Raw genomic sequence first — 24271 nt, forward strand, 5'->3', positions numbered from 1 at the left:
CTACAAGCGTGCTGTTTTCAGGAAAAACGGAAGAAAGAACCGAGTGCATCTGGCTAGCTTTGAGCAAGATACCCGCTTGCTAGATTTGCGTATGACTTGTCGCCTTGGTGCCTGGGTCCATGCCCTAGTCATCAAGTTTCCCGCCCCGGCCCCGTAATTTCTTGAGCTGGCCTCGTTGCTTCTTGGCATCAAGACGTCGCTTCTTCGAACCCAGTGTCGGTTTCGTCGCCTTACGCGGTTTGGGCTTTTCCGTTGCCTTTCGAATGAGATCCAGAAGTCGCTCCAGCGCGTCCTGCCGATTGCGCTCACGCGTGCGATACCGGTCCGCCTGCAGGACGATTTCGCCATGCTGGGTCAGCCGGCTTCCCGCGATCCGTGCTGCGCGCGACTTGACGTCCTCCGGAAGCGTTTCGTTTTCACTCAGATTGAAGCGCAGTTGAACGGCCGTCGAGACCTTATTGACATTTTGTCCACCTGGCCCGGACGCACGGATAAAGTCTTCCGTGATGTCATCCTTGGAAATGAAGTATCGACTGGTGACCTCGATGCGCGAAGTTGACTGCGGGTCTGCCGGATCGTCGGCCATGATCAAGTGGCGTCTTTTGGAGGTGCCAGACCGATACCGCTCAAAATCAGCGACGTGATCGCGTTTTCGGTCTCCGTAACGAACTCCGGATCATTCAGGTCCTTCCCCGTCAACGCCTTGATCTGCACCGAAAAGTCCGCGTAGTGCTGCGTTGTCGCCCAGATCGAGAAGATCAGGTGGATGGGTTCGATCCGACGCATTTTTCCAGCGTCGATCCAGCTCTGGATGACCTCGCACTTTTCCTCGACAAGGCGCTTCAATTCACCTTCCAGGATGGGCAGAATTTGCGGCGCACCTTGCATGACCTCATTGGCGAACAGCCGCGAAGCTTCCGGAAATCGCGCCGACATTTCGATCTTTCGCCGGACATAGGCCGCAAGTTCGAACTCCGGTTCGCCGTCGGCCTCCAGGGTTTTGAGCGGTGTCAGCCAGATCTCGAGAATATGGGCAAGGGTCGCGTTGTAGATCGCTTCTTTTGAGGAGAAATAATAGAGCAGGTTAGACTTCGACATCCCCGCCTCTGCCGCGATCCTTTCGACCGTTGCCCCGGAAAACCCTTTTCTTGAAAACTCGTTGAGTGCGGCATCTAGAATAAGTGATCGGTTTCGTTCCTGAATCCGGCTCAGTCCGCCGTTTCTGGGTGTCTCTGTTTCCTGCCCGCCAAGCCCTGTCATAAAATACTTCCGTCTAAAGCAATATCTGCGCCCTGCCGGGCATCACCGTCACTGTGACAAATGCCCCGCGGCAGAACGGTTATCTGGTGGCCTAAACATCCCCGGCAAGGATTGACCATAAATTGGTCAGGTCGACCGGAATTGTATCTTGACCATTTGGTCAAATCCCTCCTAGGGTAAATTGACCAAGTGGTCAGAAGGCTAGTCGAACAATTTCTTCGCCGCAACGGGGAAGTCTTGAGTGTTCAGGTTGTTCTGATCATCATAAGCAGAACCGGCACAAGCCGGACACGGCCGAATGGCCATCCAGAGTGAAAATCGGCGCTTCAACAAGAGGTGAAACACCCATCAGAAGTGCCGGGAACAGCGTGGGGAGAGGACCATAGCTGCCGTTTCTGCCGAATTTCGGCATGCATCCGGCTTTGCGTTCCCTTTCTTTACGAGCTTGCCAACAGTCGGCCATGGATGAAGGGCCGAAAGGAGGATGCATGTCAGCACCGGGCCAGGCAGCCACCAACAATCTCGAAGCATTCTGGATGCCGTTTACGGCGAATCGGCAGTTCAAGCAGGCACCCCGCATGTTCGTTGCCGCCAAGGACATGCATTACACCACGGCAGATGGCCGTCAGGTGCTGGATGGGACGGCAGGTCTTTGGTGCTGCAATGCCGGCCACTCGCGCCCGAAGGTCGTTGAAGCGGTGCAAAGGCAGATCGCCGAGCTCGACTATGCGCCTGCCTTCCAGATGGGTCATCCAAAAGCCTTCGAACTGGCGGCGCGGCTGGCGGCAATGATGCCCTCGCCTCTGGACCATGTTTTCTTCACCAACTCCGGATCCGAAAGCGTCGATACGGCTTTGAAGATCGCGCTCGCTTATCAGCGTGCCATCGGTCAAGGCACGCGCACCCGCCTGATTGGGCGTGAGCGTGGCTATCACGGTGTCGGCTTCGGCGGGATTTCCGTTGGCGGCATCGTTGCAAACCGGAAAACCTTCGGCACGTTGCTGGCCGGGGTCGACCATATGCGCCATACCCATGATCCGGAACGCAATGCGTTTACGCGCGGCATGCCGGAAAGCGGGGCTGAATACGCCGAGGAGCTTATCCGCATCATTCAGCTCCATGACCCTTCGACCATTGCTGCAGTCATCGTGGAACCGGTAGCTGGCTCCACCGGTGTCCTTATCCCGCCAAAGGGGTATCTGGAACGTTTGCGTGAGATCTGCACCCAGCATGGAATTCTGCTGATTTTCGACGAGGTCATCACCGGCTTCGGTCGTCTCGGCTCGCCCTTTGCCACCGACTTTTTCGGTGTTACCCCGGATCTGGTGACGACCGCCAAGGGTCTGACTTCCGGTGTTATTCCGATGGGCGCCGTATTCTGCACATCCGATATCTACGAGACCTTCATGACTGGCCCGGAACATATGATCGAACTGTTCCATGGCTATACGTATTCCGCCCATCCGGTCGCCTGTGCGGCGGCGCTCGCAACGCTTGACACCTATGACGAGGAAGGACTTCTCACGCGTGCGGCCGATCTTGCCCAACACTGGGAGGACGGTCTTCACGCTTTGCGGGATTGTCCGAACGTCATCGACATCCGCAACCTGGGCCTGATCGGCGCGGTCGAGCTGGAGCCGATTGCCGGAGAACCGACCAAACGGGCTTTCTCCGCTTTCCTGAAGGCCTATGACGACGGCATACTGATCCGCACAACGGGTGACATCATCGCCCTCTCCCCGCCGTTGATCATCACGAAGGAGCAGATTGACGAATTATTCGGGAAGCTCCGTACTGTCTTGAATACGATACACTGAGCATCGAAACGCCGAAAGCAGAACGCCATGGAAAGAGACAAGGCAACCTCAGAGAGACTGATCGACGACGACCGTGTCCGTGTCACACGTTTTGATTTTGAACCTGGCGCGGAAACCGGCTGGCACCGGCACGAAATGGACTACGTCATTACGGCGCTGACAGACTGCAAGATGCTGCTTGAAGAACCGGGGGGCGGTAGCCGGGAAGTTTTGATCCCCGCAGGAACCGTCTATCGGCGTGATGAAGGCGTGGAACACAATGTAATCAACGGCGGAGACAAGTCCATGTCATTCGTCGAAACCGAATTGAAGTAGGAGGGCGAGGCATGGCAGCTCCGGGCGAAAACCTGAGGATCAACCCTGACCGTCTGTGGGACAGTCTGATGGAAATGGCCAAGATCGGTCCCGGTGTCGCAGGTGGCAACAACCGGCAGACGCTGACCGACGAGGACTCCGAAGGCCGCAAGCTCTTTCAGAAATGGTGCGAAGACGCCGGCATGACCATGGCGGTTGACACCATGGGCAATATGTTCATGACACGACCGGGCACAGACCCCGATGCCCTGCCCGTCTATGTCGGCTCACACCTAGACACCCAGCCGACCGGCGGCAAGTACGATGGTGTTCTGGGTGTGCTCGGTGGTCTGGAACTCGTGCGCACGATGAACGACCTCGGCCTCAAGACCAAACATCCGATCGTGGTCACCAACTGGACCAACGAGGAAGGCACGCGTTATGCACCGGCAATGCTGGCTTCTGGCGTGTTCGCAGGTGTTCACACCCAGGACTGGGCCTATGACCGCGAAGACCACGACGGCAAGAAATTCGGCGACGAGTTGAAGCGCATCGGTTGGGTCGGCGATGAGGAAGTCGGCGCGCGCAAGGACAAGATGCACGCCATGTTCGAACTCCACATCGAGCAAGGGCCCATTCTGGAAGCGGAAGGAAAGGACATCGGCGTTGTCACCCATGGCCAGGGTCTTTCCTGGACACAGGTCACCGTCACCGGCAAGGACAGCCATACCGGTTCCACGCCGATGCCGATGCGCAAGAATGCCGGTCTCGGCATGGCACGGATCCTGGAACTCGTCGACGAAATCGCCTGGTCCCATGCGCCCCACGCTGTCGGGGCTGCCGGTCATATCGATGTCTATCCGAATTCGCGCAATGTCATCCCTGGCAAGACGGTTTTCACGATTGATTTCCGCTCACCCGATATTGCGGTGATCCGGGACATGGAAGACCGGCTGAAACTCGGAGCGCAGAAGATCTGCGACGACATGGGGCTTGAGGTCGAGTTCGAAAAGGTCGGCGGCTTCGACCCTGTCGAGTTCGATCAGGGCTGCGTTGATGCCGTTAGAAGCGCTGCCGAGCGCCTCGGCTACAGCCACCGCAATATCATCTCAGGGGCGGGCCACGATGCCTGCTGGATCAACAAGGTCGCCCCCACCGCGATGATCATGTGTCCCTGCGTTGATGGGCTCTCTCACAACGAGGCAGAGGAAATCACGCGCGATTGGGCCAAAGCCGGCGCGGATGTGCTCTTCCACGCGGTGGTCGAAACGGCGGAAATCGTGGAGTAGTGACGATTGCATTGGTCCCGGATCAGGTCCGGGACGGCGTTGCAAAGACATTTGAATGCTGTCGAGGCAGGCACGACAGATAGAAGAATTGCCGTCCCGGCGCTGAGCCGGGACCTGGTTGGCAGACCATAGGATTGTCCCGGCCTTGAGTTGGGGGCAGAGACTTAGACGGAAAACCGGCGAACAAAGGGGAACGACGATGGCAAGCAAAGTGATCAAGGGCGGCACGGTTGTCACTGCTGACCTGTCCTACGAAGCCGATGTGAAGATCGAAGATGGCAAGATCGTCGAGATCGGGCCGAATCTTTCGGGCGACGAAACGCTGGATGCGACCGGTTGCCTGATCATGCCCGGCGGCATTGATCCGCATACGCACCTGGAGATGCCCTTCATGGGCACCTACTCCTCCGACAACTTCGACAGTGGCACCCGCGCCGCCCTTGCTGGCGGGACCACCATGGTTGTCGACTTTGCCCTGCCCTCGCCCGGCCAAGGCCTGCTTGAAGCCCTGCAGATGTGGGACAACAAGTCGACAATGGCCCATTGCGATTATTCCTTCCACATGGCGATCACCTGGTGGGGGGAAGAGGTCTTCAACGACATGCAGACGGTCGTCCAGCAAAAGGGCATCAACACTTTCAAGCATTTCATGGCCTACAAGGGTGCGCTGATGGTGAATGACGACGAGATGTTCGCCTCCTTCCAGCGCTGCGCGGAACTTGGTGCCCTGCCCCTCGTTCACGCCGAAAACGGCGACGTGGTCGCAACGCTGCAGCAGAAGCTGCTGGCCGAGGGCCACAATGGTCCGGAAGGCCATGCCCATTCCCGGCCGCCGGAAGTCGAAGGTGAAGCCACCAACCGCGCCATCATGATCGCTGACATGGCGGGTGTGCCGGTCTATATCGTGCACACCTCTTCCGAACAGGCACACGAAGCCATTCGCCGGGCGCGGCAGAACGGCATCAGGGCTTACGGCGAACCGCTTATTCAGCACCTCACACTGGATGACAGCGAGTATTACCACCATGACTGGGACCACTCGGCGCGCCGCGTGATGTCCCCGCCTTTCCGGGACAAGAAGCACCAGGACTCGCTCTGGGCCGGCCTTGCAGCAGGTTCTTTGCAGGTAGTTGCCACAGACCATTGCGCCTTCACGACCGAGCAAAAACGCACAGGCGTCGGCGATTTCACCAAGATCCCGAACGGCACCGGCGGCCTGGAAGACCGCATGCCGATGCTGTGGACCTATGGCGTCAACACCGGCCGTTTAACACCGAACGAGTTCGTGGCGGTTACTTCAACCAATATTGCAAAAATCCTCAATATCTACCCGAAAAAAGGTGCAGTTTTTGTCGGAGCCGACGCGGATCTGGTGGTCTGGGACCCGGAAAAGGAAAAGACCATCTCGGCAAACAATCAGCAGTCGGCGATCGACTACAACGTCTTTGAAGGCAAGAAGGTCAAGGGCCTTCCGCGCTATACGCTTACCCGCGGCCGGGTCGCCGTGGAAGATGGAACGGTCAACCACAAGCAGGGCCATGGCGAATTTGTTTCTCGCGAACCCTTCCACGCCGTCAACAAGGCGCTCAGCACCTGGAAAGAGTTGACCGCCCCGCGCAAGGTGGAACGCACCGGCATTCCGGCAAGCGGTGTTTGAAGGAAGAACATAAAGTTTGGTGTACACAACAATGATGCCGGGCAGAGCGTTGTTCCCTCTCCCTGTGGGAGAGGGTTAGGGTGAGGGAGCGAACGGGAATGAGGACGCACAGTTTTGTCCCCTCACCCGGACCTGCGGCCCGACCTCTCCCCCAGGGAGAGGTAGCGTTCGGATAGGTCTGTGCTTGAACACTCGGTGCGTTGCCCTGCGGCATATAGGAATAAGTTTGTGTGTTCGCTGAACCTTGGTGATGTGTGTGTGAATACAATCAACGGAAAAGAGAATGTTGACTGCCGCTGAGATCGAAGACGGACTGGACGATGCAATGAATGAACAGGGCAAGCGCGTCATCGACATCGAAAACCTGTCGTTGACCTTCCAGACCAATGACGGCCCGGTGCACGCGCTCTCGGACATCGATCTCAAGATTGATGAAGGCGACTTCGTTTCCTTCATCGGTCCGTCCGGTTGTGGCAAGACTACCCTTCTTCGCGTCATTGCTGACCTTGAGCAGCCGACGGCAGGATCGATTACCGTCAATGATGTCTCTCCGCAAGAAGCGCGACTCAACCGCGCCTATGGCTACGTCTTTCAGGCGGCTGCGCTCTATCCCTGGCGCACCATTGCGAAAAACGTCGCTCTGCCGCTTGAGATCATGGGACTTTCGAAGTCTGAACAGCAGGAGCGGATTGCCCGCAACATGGACCTGGTGAATCTCACCGGCTTCGAAAAGAAGTTTCCCTGGCAGTTGTCCGGCGGCATGCAGCAACGCGCTTCGATCGCACGCGCACTCGCGGTTGAGCCGGACCTCCTACTGATGGACGAACCCTTCGGCGCTCTCGACGAGATCGTCCGTGACCACCTGAACGAACAGCTCCTCCAGCTTTGGGCCAAGACCAACAAGACGGTGGCCTTCGTCACCCACTCCATTCCCGAAGCCGTGTTCCTGTCGACCAAGATCGTTGTGCTCTGCCCGCGCCCGGGCCGCATCTACGATGTCATCGAAAGCGATTTGCCACGCGACCGGAACCTCGACATCCGCGAAACACCCGAGTTCCTGAAGATCGCGCACCGCGTTCGGGACGGCCTTAGAGCGGGTCATTCCTATGAGGATTGAAAAGGTTGAAACAATCGAGCAGACCGGAGAACCGGAGAGCCCGGTGGACGAAAATAAGGAAACCGTGTTCACGCTACGCCCGCGGATCGGCCCCCTCTATTATTTGGGTCTGGCCGTGATTTGCTCCGGCGTTTTCGCATATTCCTATTTTGATCCGGCAAGACAGACCGGCCTGATCGTATTCCTGCTTCCACTTGTCGTTCTTTATCTGCTGGTCATGATGTTTTGGTCGGCGGTGTCTCGAACAGAAATCAGCCTGGACCAGAAATTGACGAAGAAAAGCATCGTTGTCTCCTTCGTAACGAGTATCGAGCGCTGGAACTGGTCTGAAATCAGGGACTTGCGCAAGACTCACTTTGCCAACCCGGAAAAATGCCGGGTGGTGTTCAAGTACAAAAACAGCATTCGCACACTTGCAAGCAAGATGAGAGACGCTGAAGCCACACAGCTTGTCGACGCGCTTTCCGAGCGGCTGGAGGAGCCCAGAGCAGCATGACAGACACAGCCCTCGCTCCTCCCAAAAGTTTCAGCCCCTTTACGGGTCTCATGTCCGGGACTGTCGGACCCGTCATCGTCGTCGTTTGTGTGATCATCGCCATCTGGTACGTTGCGGCCGTCGCCTTGAATGCAGCCTTTCAGCAGGACACCTATGAGCGTGCCGGGCGAGACGACGTTCCGTTCACCGAATTCGTCGCTGACACGCTCGCACAGGAACGGCCGAAACTGCCGGCGCCGCACCAGGTGGCGGTCGAACTTTGGAACACGACCGTTGAAAAGAAGATTACCTCCAAACGCTCGCTCATTCACCACTCCACGATCACGCTTTCCTCAACCCTGCTCGGCTTTTTCATCGGCACGTCGCTCGGCATTCTGCTTGCCATCGGAATTGTCCACTCAGGCGTTCTTGAAAAGTCGCTGATGCCTTGGGTGATTTCGTCCCAGACGATCCCGATCCTTGCGATTGCACCCATGATCATTGTCGTCCTTGGCAACATCGGGGTCACCGGCCTGTTGCCGAAGGCACTCATCTCCACCTATCTCTCCTTCTTTCCGGTCACCGTCGGCATGGTGAAGGGCCTTCGCTCACCGGAGGTGATCCATATGGATCTGATGCACACCTATTCGGCGACACGCATCCAGACCTTCTGGAAATTACGTCTGCCCTATGCCGTGCCTTATCTGTTCACCTCCATGAAAATCGGCATGGCGGCCTCTCTCGTCGGCGCGATCATCGGCGAACTGCCGACGGGTGCAGTGGCCGGTCTCGGAGCCAGGCTGCTGGCCGGGTCCTATTACGGCCAAACCATCCAGATCTGGTCTGCGTTGTTCATGGCCGCGTTCCTCGCCGGATCTCTCGTTGCCCTGATTGGCCTGATGGAAAAACTGACCCTGAAACGCATGGGATTGTCGAGATGACTGAAGCCGGCACCCGAAAGCGCTTCGACATGGCCACGGCCCTCGCCTGGTTCGTCGTTGCCATGGTCGTGTTCGGCCTGTTCAGCCCGATCTTCGATCCTGACTACCGGGTCATGGACCTGCCGCGTCTTGCCATCTGTCTGGTCATCCTGGCCATTGCCGGTGTGCGCTACGAACTTGGTTTCATGCGCAACAGAGTGGGAGATCTTGCACTCGGGATCGTGGCAGCCCTGGCCTCCTGGCTCCTGATCGTGACCGCCCAGCTACATGTGGGCAACGCCTCGATTGGCTTTTGGGCACTGACGGCAGCGACCTGGGCCGCAGCGTGGCTCTTCGTCGAACGTTTGGCGTCCTGGGAAATCCGCTCTCCGTTTTGGCGGCGCGTCACCAACCTCGCCATTCCGGCAGTTTTTGGCGCAACACTGCTGGTCTTGTGGGAACTGATAGTGACTGGCGGCGGAGAGCCCGGGATGGGTATTTCCAATGCGCTGTTGCCTTCGCCGTCTGAAATCTGGCTGAGACTGACGTCATCGGGCGAGATCCTCTGGAAGGACTTTCAGCAAACATTTCTGAAATCAGTGCTGATTGGCTACGCCATTGGATGCGGCAGCGCTTTTGTGGCTGCTATTCTCGTTGACCGGATCCCGTTCCTGCGCCGGGGACTGCTGCCGATCGGCAATCTGGTTTCCGCGCTGCCCATCATCGGCGTCGCGCCCATCATGGTGATGTGGTTCGGTTTCGATTGGCCGTCCAAGGCGGCCGTCGTCGTCATCATGACCTTCTTTCCGATGCTGGTGAACACCGTATCGGGGCTGGCGGCCTCCGATGCGATGCAGCGGGATCTGATGCGCACCTATGCGTCCAGCTACTGGCAAACCCTTTTCAAGCTGCGCCTGCCGATGGCAATGCCCTTCATCTTCAATGCCCTGAAGATCAACTCCACGCTTGCGCTGATTGGCGCCATCGTCGCCGAATTCTTCGGCTCCCCGATTTCTGGCATGGGATTCAGGATCTCGACGGCCGTCGGGAGCATGGATCTGGACCTTGTCTGGGCGGAAATCGCGGTCGCCGCCCTGGCCGGGATGCTGTTTTACGGTCTGATCGCACTGCTTGAGCGTGCCGTGACCTTCTGGCACCCATCTGTTCGGGGTTAAATTGCCTCTCCACTTGTCCTCCCGGATATGCCAAAAGGCATAGTCCGGGATCCAGTTTCGCTCAGCAGGTTTGAGTGGATGAGCTTTGCGAAGATTTACTGGGTTTTTGCCGGAGTTCATGCCCGCGCAAACGGGTGAGCGAATGACAAGCAAATCAGGACAAATCCTCCATGATACCAAGCCGTGACATCGCCCGCCTCGTCGAAATCATGGCCGAGTTGAGGACCCCTGTTACCGGGTGCCCCTGGGACCTGGAACAGACCTTTGCAACGATCGCGCCCTACACGTTGGAAGAGGCTTATGAAGTCGCCGACGCGATTTCAAAAAACGACATGCTTGAACTGCGTGAGGAGCTCGGTGATCTGCTGTTGCAGGTTGTCTACCACGCGCGCATGGCCGAAGAAGACGATCATTTCGACTTCGGAGATGTGGTTGAAGGCGTCACCAAAAAAATGATCCGCCGCCACCCGCATGTCTTTGGCGACGAACATGGCGATAAACCGGAACTGGTCAAAGGTATCTGGGAGCGGATCAAGGAGGAGGAGAAAGCCGAAAAACGAGCGGAAAGAGAAGCGTTGGGTCTGGCCGAAAAAGATCGCGGTTTCCTGGACGATGTTCCGACCGCCTTCCCTGCCCTTCAGGAAGCCGACAAGCTGCAACGCCGGGCATCCAAAGTCGGTTTCGACTGGAATGATGCGCGCCTCGTGCTCGACAAGATCCGCGAGGAAACAGAGGAACTCGACGAAGAACTCTCAAAAACAACGCCCGACAAGGACAGGATATCCGACGAACTCGGCGATACCCTGTTTGCGCTGGCCAATCTCGCACGACATCTCGACATCGATCCCGAAGAAGCCTTGAGGCGAACAAACCGGAAATTCCGGCGCCGCTTTGCCGCGATTGAGGACCATGCAAAGAGCGCCGACACAACTTTGCGAGATATGTCCCTGGACGAGATGGAGGCGGCATGGCAACGGGCAAAAGATCACAGTTGAGAGTTGACAGCCTGCGACAGGCTTGCGTTGAATTCGAACGGGTGAGCGAGAGAACCGACGACATCGCATGACAGAACAGCCCTCGGCGCTTGAAAGACGCAATTTTCCTGTACTGACTGGTCAAAGCACGCTGGCATCGGCTGCCTGGATGATGGCCAGCCCATCCGTTGTGCTGACTTTTCTGGCAGTTGCCCTGGACATGCCGATCTTTCTCGTTGGCGCACTTGTCTCTATCCGCCAGACCGCCAGCTCGCTCACGGACATCTTTTTCTTCGACGCAATCGCAAAGATAAAGAACCGAAAGCGTGCTTTGTCGGTGGCAGATCTCATCCTTGCTCTCTGCTTCGGTGCGACAGTCATCGCCGTTCTCTTCGGCGACAAACTGCAGATCATGATCGTCTTCATCGTCTGTGTTTTTGTGATGGGCGCGGTGGACGAGATGCAGCAACTGCTCGAAACTGACTTTATCAGCGACAACTTAACGTCTCAGTCGAGACGAACGTTCAAATATGCGCAAATGGCCCTTGGCGGCTTGGTCGCGGTCGCCCTGACCTGGATCGCGCACGAGCTGACACTCGAATTGCCGCCGATGCACAGGCATTCGATTGTTGTCGCTATCGGCATCACCTGTTTTGCTCTGTCCGCGTTCGCTATTTTGGCCGTGCGGGATCTCACCCCGGCTGACGCCAAGAAAGAACACTCAATCCGGTCTCCGCTTAAGGCGCTATCCAACTATTTTGAAAACACAGCCAGCATGATGCGCCAGGGATGGTTCCGGAAATTCATTGCCTTGCGGATGATTTTCGCCTGCGTCACGCTTGCGGTTCCGTTCTTTTCTTTGATTTCGGCGGAAGCGCACCACGACTCAAACCGGGGACTGACGGCACTGATAATCTCGTATGCGATGGGCTACATCGTCGCCGGTCCTTTATGGGGCGCTTTGAACAAGATTTCGCATCGCCTTGTCATGGTATTGAGCGCCTTGTTGGTCGTCGCTGCAGGCTCGGTGCTCGCGACAATGCACATTCTCGATCTTGACCACGATGTGAGACTTCATGCAGCAGCTCTCTTTACGGTCACGGTCGCCGTGCGCGGCATCGTCGCGGTGATAAGTCTCTACTTCATGGATATCGCGCCAAAGGATCAGCGGGTGAACGGTATCGCGGTGGCCCGGTCCTTCGTTCGGATAACCATGATCGGACTGTCTGCAACGTTAGCCGCGGTCGCACACCTGCACGAAACCGTGTGGGCGATCATTTTCATTACCTTGCTAAGCATGCTTGCAGCAGCCGTCAGTTTCCGCCTCACGCGCAAGGACCGGGAAAGTGAATTGGGCTCAGCCCAAACGTCCTAGGCGCTTTAGAAAGACCGCGGAGGTGGTTTGGAACGATGACAAGGAAGCGAGGAAATCAGTCTTCAGTTGTTGTGCGCTGATCATCGTCTTCGGCGGAAACGACAAAGCTTGAAAATGTTTCTCGGAAGGGTCCGCGCTGCTTGTCGGAAACACGCACATCGGCCGTGACGACGTCTTCCGTGTCGGAACGCTCAAGCACTTCGGACATCTGGTATAACTTTGCCAGAAGCGCGCCGTCGGTGACCGGCAAGCTCACGGTCAGAATGTCGTCGTTCTGCGCAATGAAAGCATCGATCCTCGCTGCCAGGTGATCGATGCCCGCTCCCGTCAGCGCTGAAAGTGCCACTGGTCCCTCTTCGGCAGCCTCTTCGAGCAGCTTGTTCCGGTAGGCTTCATCGAGACAGTCGATCTTGTTCCAGACTTCAATGACCGGCGCGCCTGTTTGGGCGTCGACGCCAAGGTCTGTCAGCGTTTTTTTCACGTCTTCTGCCTGGGCTTCCGTGTCCGGATGCGAAATATCGCGCACATGCAGGATAAGATCGGCTTCCAGCACCTCTTCCAGCGTCGCCCGGAAGGCGGCTACCAGATGAGTTGGCAAATCAGAGATGAATCCCACCGTGTCCGACAGGATCACCTCCTTGCCGTGCGGAAGCGTGACCTTGCGCAGCGTCGGATCAAGGGTCGCAAACAAAAGATCCTTGGCGAAAACGTCAGATTCCGTAAGCCGGTTGAAAAGCGTCGATTTGCCGGCATTGGTGTAGCCGACAAGCGCGACCACGGGCTGCGGGATTTTTTTGCGTTTTTTCCGGTGCAGGTCCCGCGTCCGGCGGACACTTTCAAGCTGCCTTTGCAGTGCGATGATACGGTCCTGGATCTGGCGCCTGTCGGCCTCGATCTGGGTTTCGCCCGGACCACCCATGAAGCCGGCGCCACCACGCTGACGCTCCAGGTGGGTCCAGGAACGCACAAGGCGGCTCTTCTGCCAGGTCAGATGGGCAAGGTCCACCTGAAGCCGGCCTTCTTTCGTCCGTGCCCTGTCGCCGAAAATCTCAAGGATAAGCCCGGTTCGGTCGATCACCTTTGTCTTCAGGCGGCGCTCAAGGTTTCTCTGCTGAACCGGGGACAAAGGATGATCAATGACCATCAGATCAAGATCTTCACTGACGACAATGCCGGCAAGCTCGGACACCTTGCCGTCGCCAAAGAGCGTTCCCGGCTTCGGATTGTTGATCCGGACGATGCCGGAATGAATGATTTGAAGATTGATGGCAGCGCTCAGGCCGATGGCTTCATCAAGGCGCGCTTCGGGACTCCGATTTCCGCGCAGCTCCTGCTGGCTGGTCTCGCCACGCAAGTTCAACACCGGCTCGATAATCATCGCGCGAAAGGGCTGGGGCAGACGATCCACCCCAGTTTCTTTTATTCTAAGCGATTTTTGCCCCGGTTCTTCGTCACCGTTTGATTTCGAAAAATCGTCCGCGCGAGACTTAGGTTTCAATCAGCCAGCCTTTTCAGCGTTTTCCTCTGCCTGATCAAACAATTGAACAGGGCCATTTGGCATAATTGTGGAAATCGCGTGCTTATAGACAAGCTGAGAATGTCCGTCGCGCCGCAATAGGACGCAAAAATTGTCGAACCAGGTCACGACGCCCTGCAATTTCACACCGTTGATGAGGAAAATTGTCAGAGGAGTTTTTTGTTTGCGAACGTGATTAAGGAATGTGTCTTGGAGATTTTGTGCGCGCTCAGCCATCAGTGTTTTTATCCTGTTTTTCCCCGGATGCGGCCGAGCATCCGGCGTATCGGCAGCTTACTGTCAAAATCTGTGCAATTTCAAACGATAAGGTTTGACGTACTGCCCGTTTTTTGCCCACCAAAAGAGCTGTCTGCCTCAACTCTTTTATGTAATCATTTTTCTGGCCAGACAAGGCCAAACGAATCATGCCGTCTGCAAATCAGTAGCAGTATGGAACAATTCGCGCAATCGGGTTGCAACTGAACCCGGATGACCGTTGCCTATTATCCTGCCGTCCACACGCGTCACCGGCATTACAAGTGTTGACGCCGCCGTGACAAATGCTTCCTTGGCTTCAAAAGCCTCGTCCAGACTAAACGGCCTTTCTTCAAAGGTCAGCCCTTCTTTTAGTACAAGATCGAGCACGACTGCGCGGGTAATCCCGCGAAGGATGCCGCTTTCAGCCGGGCGCGTGACCAGAACGCCGTCCTTGGTGACGATCCAGGCGTTCGTGGAGCCCCCTTCTGTCACGTTGCCATCCGCGTCCAGATACCAGGCTTCCTTGCCACCATTTTCCTTGGCGTGCTGTTTCGCCAGAACATTGGGTAGTAGCGCCACAGTCTTGATATCGACCCGTGGCCAGCGGTTCTCCGGATAGCTGACAACGGCAATTCCCGTTTCCGCCTGTGCTTTCGCTGCAGCCGGACTGGTGGACTTCGCAGTCACCACGATCGACGGCGCAACGTCTTCAGACGGAAAGAAATGGTCTCTTTTTGCAACGCCCCTTGTCACCTGAATATAGACAAGGCCATCGCGAACCCTGTTACGACGGATGACCTGCCTCAGCACGAACTCAACGGCGCTGCGCGCCATCGGCCAATCGATCTGCAGCTCATTCAGCGACCGGTTCAGCCTGTCCAAGTGCCGCGGCATGTCGACAATCTTGCCATGCCAGACTTCGCACACCTCATAAACGCCGTCCGCAAACTGATACCCACGGTCTTCGACATGGACCGCAGCATCGGCGTGCCGCACATATTGGCCGTTTACATAGGCAATCCGGCTCATGGAACCTCCACACAATTACAAATCCACCCTGCCAGGGCACCTCAGCAGTTTTGACTGCCCGGTCAATCGAATGCAAGGACAGAAAAGTGACAAACTGACCTAAAAGAAGTCAAGGCTGACGCGGAACATCTGCTCAACCTGCCGCACGCGATTGGCGACGGCGAAAATGACGATCCGATCCTGGGCCTGGATCTGCAGTTCACCATTCGGTGTCAGAACTTCGCCGCCGCGGAACACCGCTCCGACCCGGATTCCGGACGGAAGATCAATCACTCGGAGCGGTTTTCCGACCAGAGGCGAAGTGTCGAGCGCTTCGGCTTCGACAATCTCCGCAGCACCGTTCTGAAGCGAGTGAACGCCTCTGATCCGCCCACGACGCACATGCTGCAGGATCCTTGAGATCGTCACGGCGCGCGGGTTGATAAAGGCGTCGATCCCGAGCGCGTTTGCAAAAGCAGGGTAGCTCGGATTGTTCAGGAGCGACAATGAGCGCCGGCAACCGAGTTTCTTCGCCATCACGGACGAGAGAATATTCACCTCATCCTCGTTTGTCAGGGCAACCATTGTATCGGCATCGCCCGCATCTGCTTCGTTCAGGATGATCTGGTCAAGCGCGCTGCCGTGAAGAATGACGGAGCGCTTCAGTTCATCCGCAACGGACATTGCCCGCTCACGAGAGGCTTCAATCAGCTTGATCTTGGTTCCGCTCTGCCGCTGCTCCAGCGCCTTGGCGACGTAAAGCCCGATATTGCCGCCGCCGGCGATCACGACCTTGGCGGCTTCCGGCTCTTCGTGACCGAAAATACTCAAGGTTCTGCGGACCTGATCGCGACGCGCCACGACATAAGCAAGGTCGCCGGTCAAAATGGAATCGCTGCTCTTGGGCACAAAAAGCGTATTGTTGCGGTAAAGACCGACCACGACCGCGCCGAGATCGGGAAACAGTTCGGTCAGCTGGCGCAACGGCGTATCAACGACCGGACAATCCTCTTCGCACATGATGCCGACAACAACGACATGATCATCCGCAAAGCGGACCGTTTCCACTGCGCCCGGCAAGGCGAGCCTGCGCAAAACCATCTCGCCGACCTCTATCTCCGGAGAAATGATCACGTCGATCGGCATGTTGTCGCGGGAAAACAGGTTCCGCCAACGGCCCTGAAGGTAGGATTGTGCGCGGATACGCGCGACCTTTGTCGGTACATTGAACAGGGAATGGGCCACCTGGCACGCGACCATGTTCACTTCGTCATAGAGCGTGACAGCGACAATCATGTCGGCTTCTTCTGCGCCCGCCTGAGCCAGAATGTCCGGATGCGCGCCATGACCGACAAAGCCGCGCACGTCGAGCTGGTCGCCGATCACATCGATCAGTTTGGGCGAGGAATCGATAACAGAAACATCATTCTGCTCCGCAGCGAGGCGTTCAGCGATGCCGTATCCAACCTGACCGGCGCCGCAAATGACGATTTTCATGGGAAGACCCCTTTCCCGCTACGCAAATTCCTGACCGGGTTTCACCGCTCTCAGGTCATGCCCAGAGTTTTCAGTTTGCGGTGAAGCGCGGATCGTTCCATACCCACAAATTCGGCGGTTCGCGAGATGTTACCGTCAAATCTTTTGATTTGCGCCTGAAGATACTCCCGCTCGAATATCTCGCGCGCCTCCCTCAAGGGGACGGACATCAGATGTTCTCCGGTCCCGGACGTTGGCAGGCTCGGAAGCGTTTCGCCGATTTCAGCCGGTAGAAGATCTGCCGTTATCGTGCTGTCCGGCTCACCCCGGCTCAAGATCATCAGCCGTTCGACATTGTTGCGTAGCTGGCGCACGTTTCCCGGCCAGTCGTGGGTTTGGAGCACCGCCATGGCATCGTCACCGATCGGCCGAAGGGGAATACCGGACGCCCCGGAAATCTGCTCCATGAAATGATGGACAAGAACCGGAATGTCTTCCCGGCGCTCGGCCAGCCCGGGAACGCGGAGCGGAACCACGCTCAGCCGGTGATAGAGATCCTGCCGGAACAGACCTGATGCGATGTGTTCCTCCAGGTTCTTGGACGTGGAGGACAGGATTCTGATATCGACCTGAACCTTCTGTGTGCCACCGACACGGGCGAAACTCTGCTCCACGAGAACCCGCAAGATCTTGCCCTGGGTCTCCGCCGGCATGTCGGCGACCTCATCGAGATAGAGCGTTCCGCCATGCGCTTCTTCAAGCGCGCCGATCTTGCGCAAGTTTCCGTGCTCGTCCTCGATCCCGAACAGTTCTTCTTCCATGCGCGACGGCGTGATGGTCGCGGCATTGAGGACGACAAACGGGCTCTTGGCGCGCGGCGACTGGTCATGGATCATGCGTGCGGCACGTTCCTTCCCCGCGCCAGACGGGCCGATGATCAGGATGCGGCTGTTGGTTCCCGCGATCTTCTGGATCGTCTGGCGAAGGTTGTGAGCCGGTGACGATTCTCCGATGATGTCGCTCGTTTCACCGCTTCGCTGTTTGAGATCCCTGATTTCGCGCTTAAGGCTCGACGCTTCCAGCGCTCGTTCGACGATGTGGATCAGCCTGTCTGCCTTGAACGGCTTTTCGATATAGTCGTAAGCCCCGCGCTTGATGGCGGATACTGCGGTCTCGATATTGCCGTGACCCGATATGATCACGACTGGAAGGTCGGGATCTGTCTCCTTGATAATGTCCAGCAGCGCCAGTCCATCCAGCCGGCTGCCCTGCAGCCAGATGTCGAGGATGACAAGAGACGGTTTGCGCTCCTTGACGGCCGCAAGCGCACTGTCGGAATCGTGCGCGGTCCTTGTCCCATAACCGTCGTCATCGAGAATACCCGCGATCATCTCACGGATATCGGTTTCGTCATCTACGACCAGAATATCATGCGCCATGTGCTGCCACTGCTTGATCTTGCTCTTCGCTCTCCGGCTCGATCTCAGCATCAGCTGCCAAGGTCAGACGCACCAGAGTGCCGGTTTCATCAGGGGTTGTTTTGGGCGCGTCGAGCAATTCGACGCCACCGCCGTGGTCTTCCAGAATTTTTCGGACGATCGCGAGGCCAAGGCCGGTGCCTTTTTCGCGCGTGGTCATGTAGGGCTCGAGCAACCGGCTACGGTTTTCTTCCGGCAAGCCGATGCCGTTGTCGATGACGTCGACAACAACACGTCCGCCAGTCTCGGCGCTCGCCCCGCGTAGTTGCACCGACACTTTGCCTTTCGGCACATCGTCCCCTTCCCTGGCGCTGACGGCCTCCGTGGCATTCTTGACCACGTTGGTCAGGGCCTGCCCGATCAGGCGCGGGTCAAAGATCGCCTGAACGGGCTCATCGGGAACATCCACGTTAACGGAGATGTCGGGGTTTGCGACCGATTGCATGAAGGCAGCATCCCGAACCGCCTCACGCAGGTCGCCGGAGATCTTTTTCGGCTTTCGCATCCGCGCAAAGGACGAGAATTCATCAACCATCTGGCCGATGTCGCCCACCTGACGCACGATCGTGTCGATACACTGATCGAACACCTGACGGTCTTCCTCGATCCGCTTGCCGTACCGCCGGCGTATCCTCTCCGCAGACAACTGGATCGGTGTGAGCGGGTTCTTGATTTCATGTGCAATCCGTCGCGCGACATCTGCCCAGGCTGAATTGCGCTGCGCCGACACAAGATCGGTGATGTCGTCGAGCGTGACGACGAAACCATGTTCGCGGCGAGTCGACTGCTCACTTGTGATGCGCACGTTGACGGTCCGCAGGCGTCCGCCCCGCGTAATCTCGATCTGGGTTTCGGGCAGCTTTTCGGCATCATTGGCGAGAACGGTGTCGATGCATTTGGCCAGCTCAGGAACCACTTCAGTCAATGACTTGTTCAGGATCTGAACTTCATCAAGCTGGAGCAGTTCCAAAGCCGACCGATTGATCAGCATGATCGAAGCCTCGTCATCGACACCAATGACGCCGGTCGAGACACCGGACAGCACCGCTTCATTAAACCGGCGACGGCGATCAATTTGTTCGTTCGCGGCCAGCAGTGCATCGCGTTGTCCAAGAAGCTGTCCGGTCATCTTGTTGAAGGTCAGGCCAAGATTGGTCAGGTCACCCGCTGATTTCTCAGTCTGGACTTTGACCGCCAGGTTGCCTTTCGAGACCTCATCAGCAGCCGAAATGAGAGCCCTGATAGGAGACACCAGTCTGTTTGCAAACCCGAAACCGATCCAGATAGCGGACAGCAACAGGATGAGGGCCACACCCAGATAGACGAGTGCGAAGGCGATTTGGACACCGAAGCGGCTGTTTTCCATCTGCTGATACTGCGAAGCGCCCGTTTCAGCCAGCCGAAGGTATTCAACCACCCTCGGGTCGATCGCGCGGACCGCATAAAGATAAAAATTGTCATAGGCGGAAAGCTTCATGACACCGCCGACAAGGTTTGAACTGCCGGGCGCAATGAGGATTGGATCGCCTGACTGGGCCTTGAAGAAACTGTCTGCCGGAGGGAGCGGAATGTTGGAATTCGGATCGAGTACGACCCGCGTGACGACGTCACCCTTCTCGTCCAGGATCATGGCCGCCAGAATGCCGCGCAAGGAGACCTGGGTGGCGAAGAACTGATCAAATCGCGTGGGTTCGAAATCATAGATCGCCTTGGCACGGTCGATGTCGTTGGTCATGGCGATGAGGTCGCCACGCAAAACGCGCGCATGTTCCTGAAGATAGGCCTGCGCCACCGTCAGGGCATTGTCGATGATCTGCCGCGTCCGGTCCTCGAACCAGCGGTCAAGCCCGCGATCGAGCGTGACAGCGGCAAGAATCGCCATCATGACCGCCGGCACGGCTGCCACGAGACTGAAGAGCGCGACCACACGCACATGGAGCCTCGCCGCTGCGCGTCCGCGCCGCCGTGCTTGCCAGAGCTTCAAGATCTCGACGGAGATAACGCCAAGCAACACGGCAGCGAGTGCACCGTTGATTGTCATCGCAATCAGGATCACGTCCCGGGTGGGGTCAATCGACGTCAGCCCCATGAGGATCACGAACGTGACCGCAATGGAGATCAGGGCGACCACCATCACGGCAAGCCCGGCGCGACGCCAAAGCTTGCCCGATGAACTGGATTGCGCGACAGATTGCTGAACTGTTTCCAGTGTCATGCAGCCTCTGAAATTCCTTACGCCGCTATATACCTGCGGCTCCCATGAAAATTTGCTGCAAACTTATCACACAATGTTGCGAAATTGCGACATACTTGCCTTCTCACGAAAATTTTGCGGTGGACGCACCAACGCAAGATAGCAAATATCTGAATTAACTGAATATTTCGGCAAAACCAATAGCGCTGCTAACGCTGCAACTTCTATGTCCGTTTCAGAGTGTGGACACGCCTGTCGTGCAAGTACTTCAGCCTGCGGAACCTAAGTTCAGAAACGGAGGCTCAAATCAGGCGGCCGACCGCCGATTATTCCTACCAAACGGCCTGGTCACCTGGTTGAGCGCATCACCTGAATGTCCAGATCCCTGATTTTCTTCCGCAAGGTGTTGCGGTTGACGCCAAGCAACTCGGCCGCCTTGATCTGATTGCCGCGCGTTGCTGCGAGCGCTGCGCTGATCAGTGGATACTCCACTTCACGCAATATGCGGTGATAGAGACCAGGTGGCGGCAGAGCCTCGCCATAGGTGTCGAAATAGCCGGTCAGGTACTTTTCGACTGAACCGCCGAGATTGATGTTCTCCGCGCTTTCTTCAACAGGCGAAGAAACAGTCGGCTGACTGAGCTCCTGATCGAGAAGGCTCTCACTGATGACGTCCTGCGGATAAAGAGCCGCCAGTCGGCGGACAAGGTTTTCCAACTCCCGGACGTTGCCGGGCCACCGGTACCGACGCAGCATGTTGAGCGCGTTCTGATCAATCTGTTTCGACTGCAGGCCTTCTTTTTCAACCAGCGAAAAGAAGTGCCTGACGAGATCAGGAATGTCCTCGACCCGCTCACGCAACGGCGGCAACCGGATCGGAACCACATTCAGCCGGAAGTAAAGATCTTCCCGGAACAGGCCCTGGTTGATCAGGTGGCGCAGATCTTTGTTGGTTGCCGCGACGATGCGAACATCTGTCTTGATCGGAGTTCGACCGCCAACGGTGGTGTATTCGCCCTGCTGCAGAACCCGCAAGAGGCGCGTTTGAGCTTCCATGGGCATATCGCCGATCTCGTCGAGGAACAGCGTTCCTCCGTCGGCCTGCTCGAACCGGCCTGAACTGCGGTTCTGCGCGCCGGTAAAGGCGCCCTTTTCATGGCCGAACAATTCGGCTTCGATCAGGTCGCGCGGAATGGCGGCCATGTTGATGGCAACAAACGGTCCATTGCGGCGTTTTCCGTAGTCGTGCAGTGCGCGTGCAACCAGTTCCTTGCCGGTCCCGGATTCGCCATTGATCATGACGGTGAGATCGGTCTGCATCAGCCGGGCCAGGATCCGGTAGATTTCCTGCATGGCAGGAGAGCGTCCGACAAGCGGCATCCCCTCGCCTGCATCCTCCAAATCGAGCGCAGGACGCCTTTTCGGCTCTTCCAGCGCCCGCTGGACGATGTTTGTCAGTTCCTTGAGGTCGAATGGTTTCGGCAGGTATTCGTAGGCGCCCTTTTCAGATGCCTTGATGGCGGTCATGAACGTGTTTTGCGCACTCATGACCAGAACCGGCAATTCGGGCCGCATCTTTTTCATCCGCGGCAGGACGTCAAAGATATTCTCGTCCGGCATGACAACATCTGTAATCACCAGATCGCCGTCACCTGACGATACCCAACGCCACAGCGTCGAAGCGTTCGATGTCAGCCGGACCGTATAGCCGGCCCTGGAAAGAGCCTGATTGAGAACAGTGCGAATGGCAGCGTCATCATCTGCAACAAGGATCGTACCCGTCGGCATAACTAGTCTGTTCCCTGGTTTGTCACATCGGCCTCCGAGGTCCCGTCGCCGGAATACGCTGGCATGAGAATGCGGAAAATGGTTCTGTCGCGCTGGCTGTCGCACTCGATCACGCCGCCATGATCGCCAATGATCTTGGCAACCAAGGCCAGTCCGAGGCCGGATCCGTTTGTCTTGGTTGTGATGAAGGGTTCGAACAGATGCGGAAGCAGGTCCTCCGGCACGCCGGGGCCGTTGTCCTGCACACAAAATTCAAGCGGAAGGCTGACCCGCTCAACAGTCCCTGGAACTGACAGGCGCACACCCGGTCGGAAGGCCGTCGTGATCCGGATCTCACCATCCGGATCGTCACCAATGGCCTCGCTCGCATTCTTGACCAAATTCAGGAACACCTGAATGAGCTGGTCCTTGTTGGCATAAACCGGCGGCAGCGAGGGGTCGTAGATTTCGACAATTCTCTTGTCGCGCGCAAAACCGTTGTCGGAAAGGCTTTTCACCCGGTCCAGAACGACGTGGATGTTGACTGGTTCACGTTCAATCGGTCTTTCGTCCGAAAATACTTCCATCCGGTCGACCAGTTTAACGATACGGTCGGTTTCATCCATGATCAGCCGTGTTAAAGACCGGTCATCGTCTTCCACTGACTGTTCGAGAAGCTGTGCCGCGCCTCTGATGCCCGAGAGCGGGTTCTTGATCTCGTGTGCCAGCATGGCGGCAAGGCTCGTGACCGTTCTGGCCGCGCCACGCGATGTCAGTTGCCGGTCGATTTTTTCAGCCATCGTGCGTTCTTGAAACATCAGCACAACGGCGCCCGGCCGATCGACCACCGGAGCCGCATTGATGTCGACCATCTTGGGCGCTCCGATCCGGGGCGATCCGATATCGACCTTGTATTCGTTGACAGGTGCCGCGCGCTCGCGCACCTGGTCGATCAGTGTCAGCAGCGGACTGCCGAAAGGCACAAAATCGCTTATCGGATGACGCCGCAGCACCGACGCGCTGGACCGCATGAAAATTTCCGCAGCCATGTTTGCCGATTCAATGACACCGTCTGGAGCCACCAGCAGAACCGGATGGGGAAGTGTATCGAGGATGGTAGGACCGTCGCTGGCCAGCACCGCCTCACGGCCTGAGGCATTCATCTGATTGCTCACGCAGCCGCCTGTTCGTTGGGGGTTGAAAACCACTCGCTCACGATGCGAAGCACTTCCGAAGGCTGATTGGAGGTCATCAGGGTCTGCCGGATAGGTCCGGGGATGTGAACGACATCGCCGGTCATGGCTTCATCCAGGTACCAGCCGAGATGCTTTCGTGCGATGCGCACTCCTGGCAATTGACCGTAATGAGCGAGGATCGCTTCATAGTGCTCTGCAACCAGATCCACCAGGTCATGTCCGGACGGTGAAGCGAGGTGTTCACCGGTCGCCAGAAAATGTCCAATATGCCCCGGAAGCCAGGGCCGGCCATAGGCGCCCCGACCGATCATCACGGCGTCAGCTCCGGAAGCCGCAAGCATCCGGACAGCGTCTTCAGCGGATTTGCAGTCACCGTTTGCAATCAGCGGGACGGTAATTGCTTCTTTCACCCGCCGGATCGCGTCCCAGTCGGCTCGGCCTTTATAGAATTGGCAGCGCGTGCGGCCATGCACCGTAATCAGCTTGACCCCGGCTTCTTCAGCCCGGCGCGCAAGGTCCGGTGCATTCAGGGAGTTTTCATCCCAACCGAGCCTCATCTTGAGGGTTACGGGAACATCAACGGCTTCAACGGTCGCTTCAATGAGAGTGAGTGCATGGTCCAGATCTCGCATCAGAGCGGAACCCGAGTAACCAGACGTCACCTTCTTGGCCGGACAGCCCATGTTTATGTCAATGACATCGGCTCCGAGCCCTGCGATAACCTTCGCCGCCTCGCCCATCCAGCAAGCCTCGCGCCCGGCAAGCTGCACCACGTGCAGACCCGCCTCTTGTGCTTCGGCGCGCATTTGGGTCTCGGCATCTCCTTTGACAAAGGACTCGCTTGCCACCATTTCACTGACGACCATGCCGGCACCGTAACGGGCTGCAAGCCGTCGAAAGGGCAAGTCCGAAACGCCGGACATGGGAGCAAGGACGGCGCGGTTCGGTAAAATGTGAGGTCCAATGGAAAGGACATTCTCTTGTTCTGGCACCAGGCTCTCTTTTCTGCTCATTACCTGTGCAAA

General features: G+C 57.3%; 22 protein-coding genes. 10 read left to right on the plus strand and 12 right to left on the minus strand.

Annotated elements, in window-relative coordinates:
- Window positions 1–124: 124 nt before the first annotated feature.
- Window positions 125–586, minus strand: a complete 462-nt coding sequence (arfB, locus tag RBB47_RS22355; RefSeq protein ID WP_305988111.1) for an alternative ribosome rescue aminoacyl-tRNA hydrolase ArfB — start codon at window positions 584–586, stop codon at window positions 125–127.
- 2 nt (window positions 587–588) lie between these two features.
- Window positions 589–1260, minus strand: coding sequence for a TetR family transcriptional regulator C-terminal domain-containing protein (locus tag RBB47_RS22360; protein ID WP_305988112.1), 672 nt, complete (start codon window positions 1258–1260; stop codon window positions 589–591).
- 488 nt (window positions 1261–1748) lie between these two features.
- Between RBB47_RS22360 and RBB47_RS22365 the strand changes: the two genes are divergently transcribed.
- The 7 genes from RBB47_RS22365 (at window position 1749) to RBB47_RS22395 (ending at window position 8850) form a co-directional block, all read left to right on the plus strand.
- The gene (locus RBB47_RS22365) at window positions 1749–3077 is read left to right on the plus strand and encodes an aspartate aminotransferase family protein (protein ID WP_305988113.1); all 1329 of its coding nucleotides are present in this window, start codon (window positions 1749–1751) and stop codon (window positions 3075–3077) included.
- Between the two features lie 27 nt (window positions 3078–3104).
- Window positions 3105–3392, plus strand: a complete 288-nt coding sequence (locus RBB47_RS22370; RefSeq protein ID WP_305988114.1) for a cupin domain-containing protein — start codon at window positions 3105–3107, stop codon at window positions 3390–3392.
- An 11-nt stretch (window positions 3393–3403) separates the two neighbouring features.
- On the plus strand, window positions 3404–4660 hold the full coding sequence (locus tag RBB47_RS22375; RefSeq protein WP_305988115.1) for a Zn-dependent hydrolase: 1257 nt from the start codon (window positions 3404–3406) through the stop codon (window positions 4658–4660).
- 199 nt (window positions 4661–4859) lie between these two features.
- Complete coding sequence (gene hydA, locus RBB47_RS22380) at window positions 4860–6317, plus strand: dihydropyrimidinase (protein ID WP_305988116.1); 1458 nt, start codon at window positions 4860–4862, stop codon at window positions 6315–6317.
- A gap of 325 nt (window positions 6318–6642) precedes the next feature.
- On the plus strand, window positions 6643–7434 hold the full coding sequence (locus tag RBB47_RS22385; RefSeq protein ID WP_305988172.1) for an ABC transporter ATP-binding protein: 792 nt from the start codon (window positions 6643–6645) through the stop codon (window positions 7432–7434).
- The gene (locus tag RBB47_RS22390; protein WP_305988117.1) at window positions 7424–7930 is read left to right on the plus strand and encodes a hypothetical protein; all 507 of its coding nucleotides are present in this window, start codon (window positions 7424–7426) and stop codon (window positions 7928–7930) included. Before RBB47_RS22385 ends, RBB47_RS22390 begins: the two co-directional genes overlap by 11 nt.
- Window positions 7927–8850, plus strand: a complete 924-nt coding sequence (locus RBB47_RS22395; RefSeq protein ID WP_305988118.1) for an ABC transporter permease — start codon at window positions 7927–7929, stop codon at window positions 8848–8850. The genes RBB47_RS22390 and RBB47_RS22395 overlap by 4 nt, the downstream gene beginning before the upstream one ends.
- Window positions 8851–9234: 384 nt before the next feature.
- Here RBB47_RS22395 and cas5 read toward each other — a convergent pair whose 3' ends face one another.
- Complete coding sequence (gene cas5, locus RBB47_RS31030; RefSeq protein WP_371932833.1) at window positions 9235–9381, minus strand: CRISPR-associated protein Cas5; 147 nt, start codon at window positions 9379–9381, stop codon at window positions 9235–9237.
- Between cas5 and RBB47_RS31035 the strand changes: the two genes are divergently transcribed.
- From RBB47_RS31035 to RBB47_RS22410, 3 genes are all read left to right on the plus strand, one after another.
- Entirely contained in the window at window positions 9321–10004 is a 684-nt protein-coding gene (locus RBB47_RS31035) for an ABC transporter permease (RefSeq protein ID WP_371932834.1), read from the plus strand. The two genes, cas5 and RBB47_RS31035, sit on opposite strands and share 61 nt — an antisense overlap.
- A 170-nt stretch (window positions 10005–10174) precedes the next feature.
- Complete coding sequence (mazG, locus tag RBB47_RS22405; RefSeq protein ID WP_305988120.1) at window positions 10175–10999, plus strand: nucleoside triphosphate pyrophosphohydrolase; 825 nt, start codon at window positions 10175–10177, stop codon at window positions 10997–10999.
- 67 nt (window positions 11000–11066) lie between these two features.
- Window positions 11067–12353 carry an MFS transporter gene (locus RBB47_RS22410; protein WP_305988121.1) on the plus strand — a complete coding sequence of 429 codons (1287 nt, stop codon included), beginning with the start codon at window positions 11067–11069 and terminating at the stop codon, window positions 12351–12353.
- Between the two features lie 55 nt (window positions 12354–12408).
- Here RBB47_RS22410 and hflX read toward each other — a convergent pair whose 3' ends face one another.
- The 9 genes from hflX to dusB form a co-directional block, all read right to left on the minus strand.
- On the minus strand, window positions 12409–13731 hold the full coding sequence (gene hflX / locus RBB47_RS22415; protein WP_305988173.1) for a GTPase HflX: 1323 nt from the start codon (window positions 13729–13731) through the stop codon (window positions 12409–12411).
- Between the two features lie 120 nt (window positions 13732–13851).
- Complete coding sequence (gene hfq, locus RBB47_RS22420) at window positions 13852–14109, minus strand: RNA chaperone Hfq (RefSeq protein WP_172670818.1); 258 nt, start codon at window positions 14107–14109, stop codon at window positions 13852–13854.
- A gap of 183 nt (window positions 14110–14292) precedes the next feature.
- On the minus strand, window positions 14293–15156 hold the full coding sequence (locus tag RBB47_RS22425; protein WP_305988122.1) for a D-amino-acid transaminase: 864 nt from the start codon (window positions 15154–15156) through the stop codon (window positions 14293–14295).
- A 99-nt stretch (window positions 15157–15255) separates the two neighbouring features.
- Window positions 15256–16632, minus strand: coding sequence for a Trk system potassium transporter TrkA (gene trkA / locus RBB47_RS22430; RefSeq protein WP_305988123.1), 1377 nt, complete (start codon window positions 16630–16632; stop codon window positions 15256–15258).
- Between the two features lie 50 nt (window positions 16633–16682).
- Window positions 16683–18050 (minus strand): sigma-54 dependent transcriptional regulator, encoded by a 1368-nt coding sequence (locus tag RBB47_RS22435; protein WP_305988124.1) that lies wholly within the window; start codon window positions 18048–18050, stop codon window positions 16683–16685.
- Entirely contained in the window at window positions 18040–20304 is a 2265-nt protein-coding gene (locus RBB47_RS22440; protein ID WP_305988125.1) for a PAS domain-containing sensor histidine kinase, read from the minus strand. Before RBB47_RS22440 ends, RBB47_RS22435 begins: the two co-directional genes overlap by 11 nt.
- 327 nt (window positions 20305–20631) lie before the next feature.
- A complete protein-coding gene (ntrC, locus tag RBB47_RS22445; RefSeq protein ID WP_305988126.1) occupies window positions 20632–22071 on the minus strand; it encodes a nitrogen regulation protein NR(I) in 1440 nt (479 codons plus the stop codon).
- Window positions 22072–22073: 2 nt separating this feature from the next.
- Window positions 22074–23213: a nitrogen regulation protein NR(II) gene (locus RBB47_RS22450; protein WP_305988174.1), complete on the minus strand. Its 1140-nt coding sequence runs from the start codon at window positions 23211–23213 to the stop codon at window positions 22074–22076.
- Between the two features lie 8 nt (window positions 23214–23221).
- Window positions 23222–24259, minus strand: coding sequence for a tRNA dihydrouridine synthase DusB (dusB, locus tag RBB47_RS22455; protein ID WP_371932835.1), 1038 nt, complete (start codon window positions 24257–24259; stop codon window positions 23222–23224).
- Window positions 24260–24271: the final 12 nt, after the last annotated feature.

The sequence above is a fragment of the Roseibium sp. MMSF_3544 genome (assembly GCF_030732845.1).
GTDB lineage: Bacteria > Pseudomonadota > Alphaproteobacteria > Rhizobiales > Stappiaceae > Roseibium.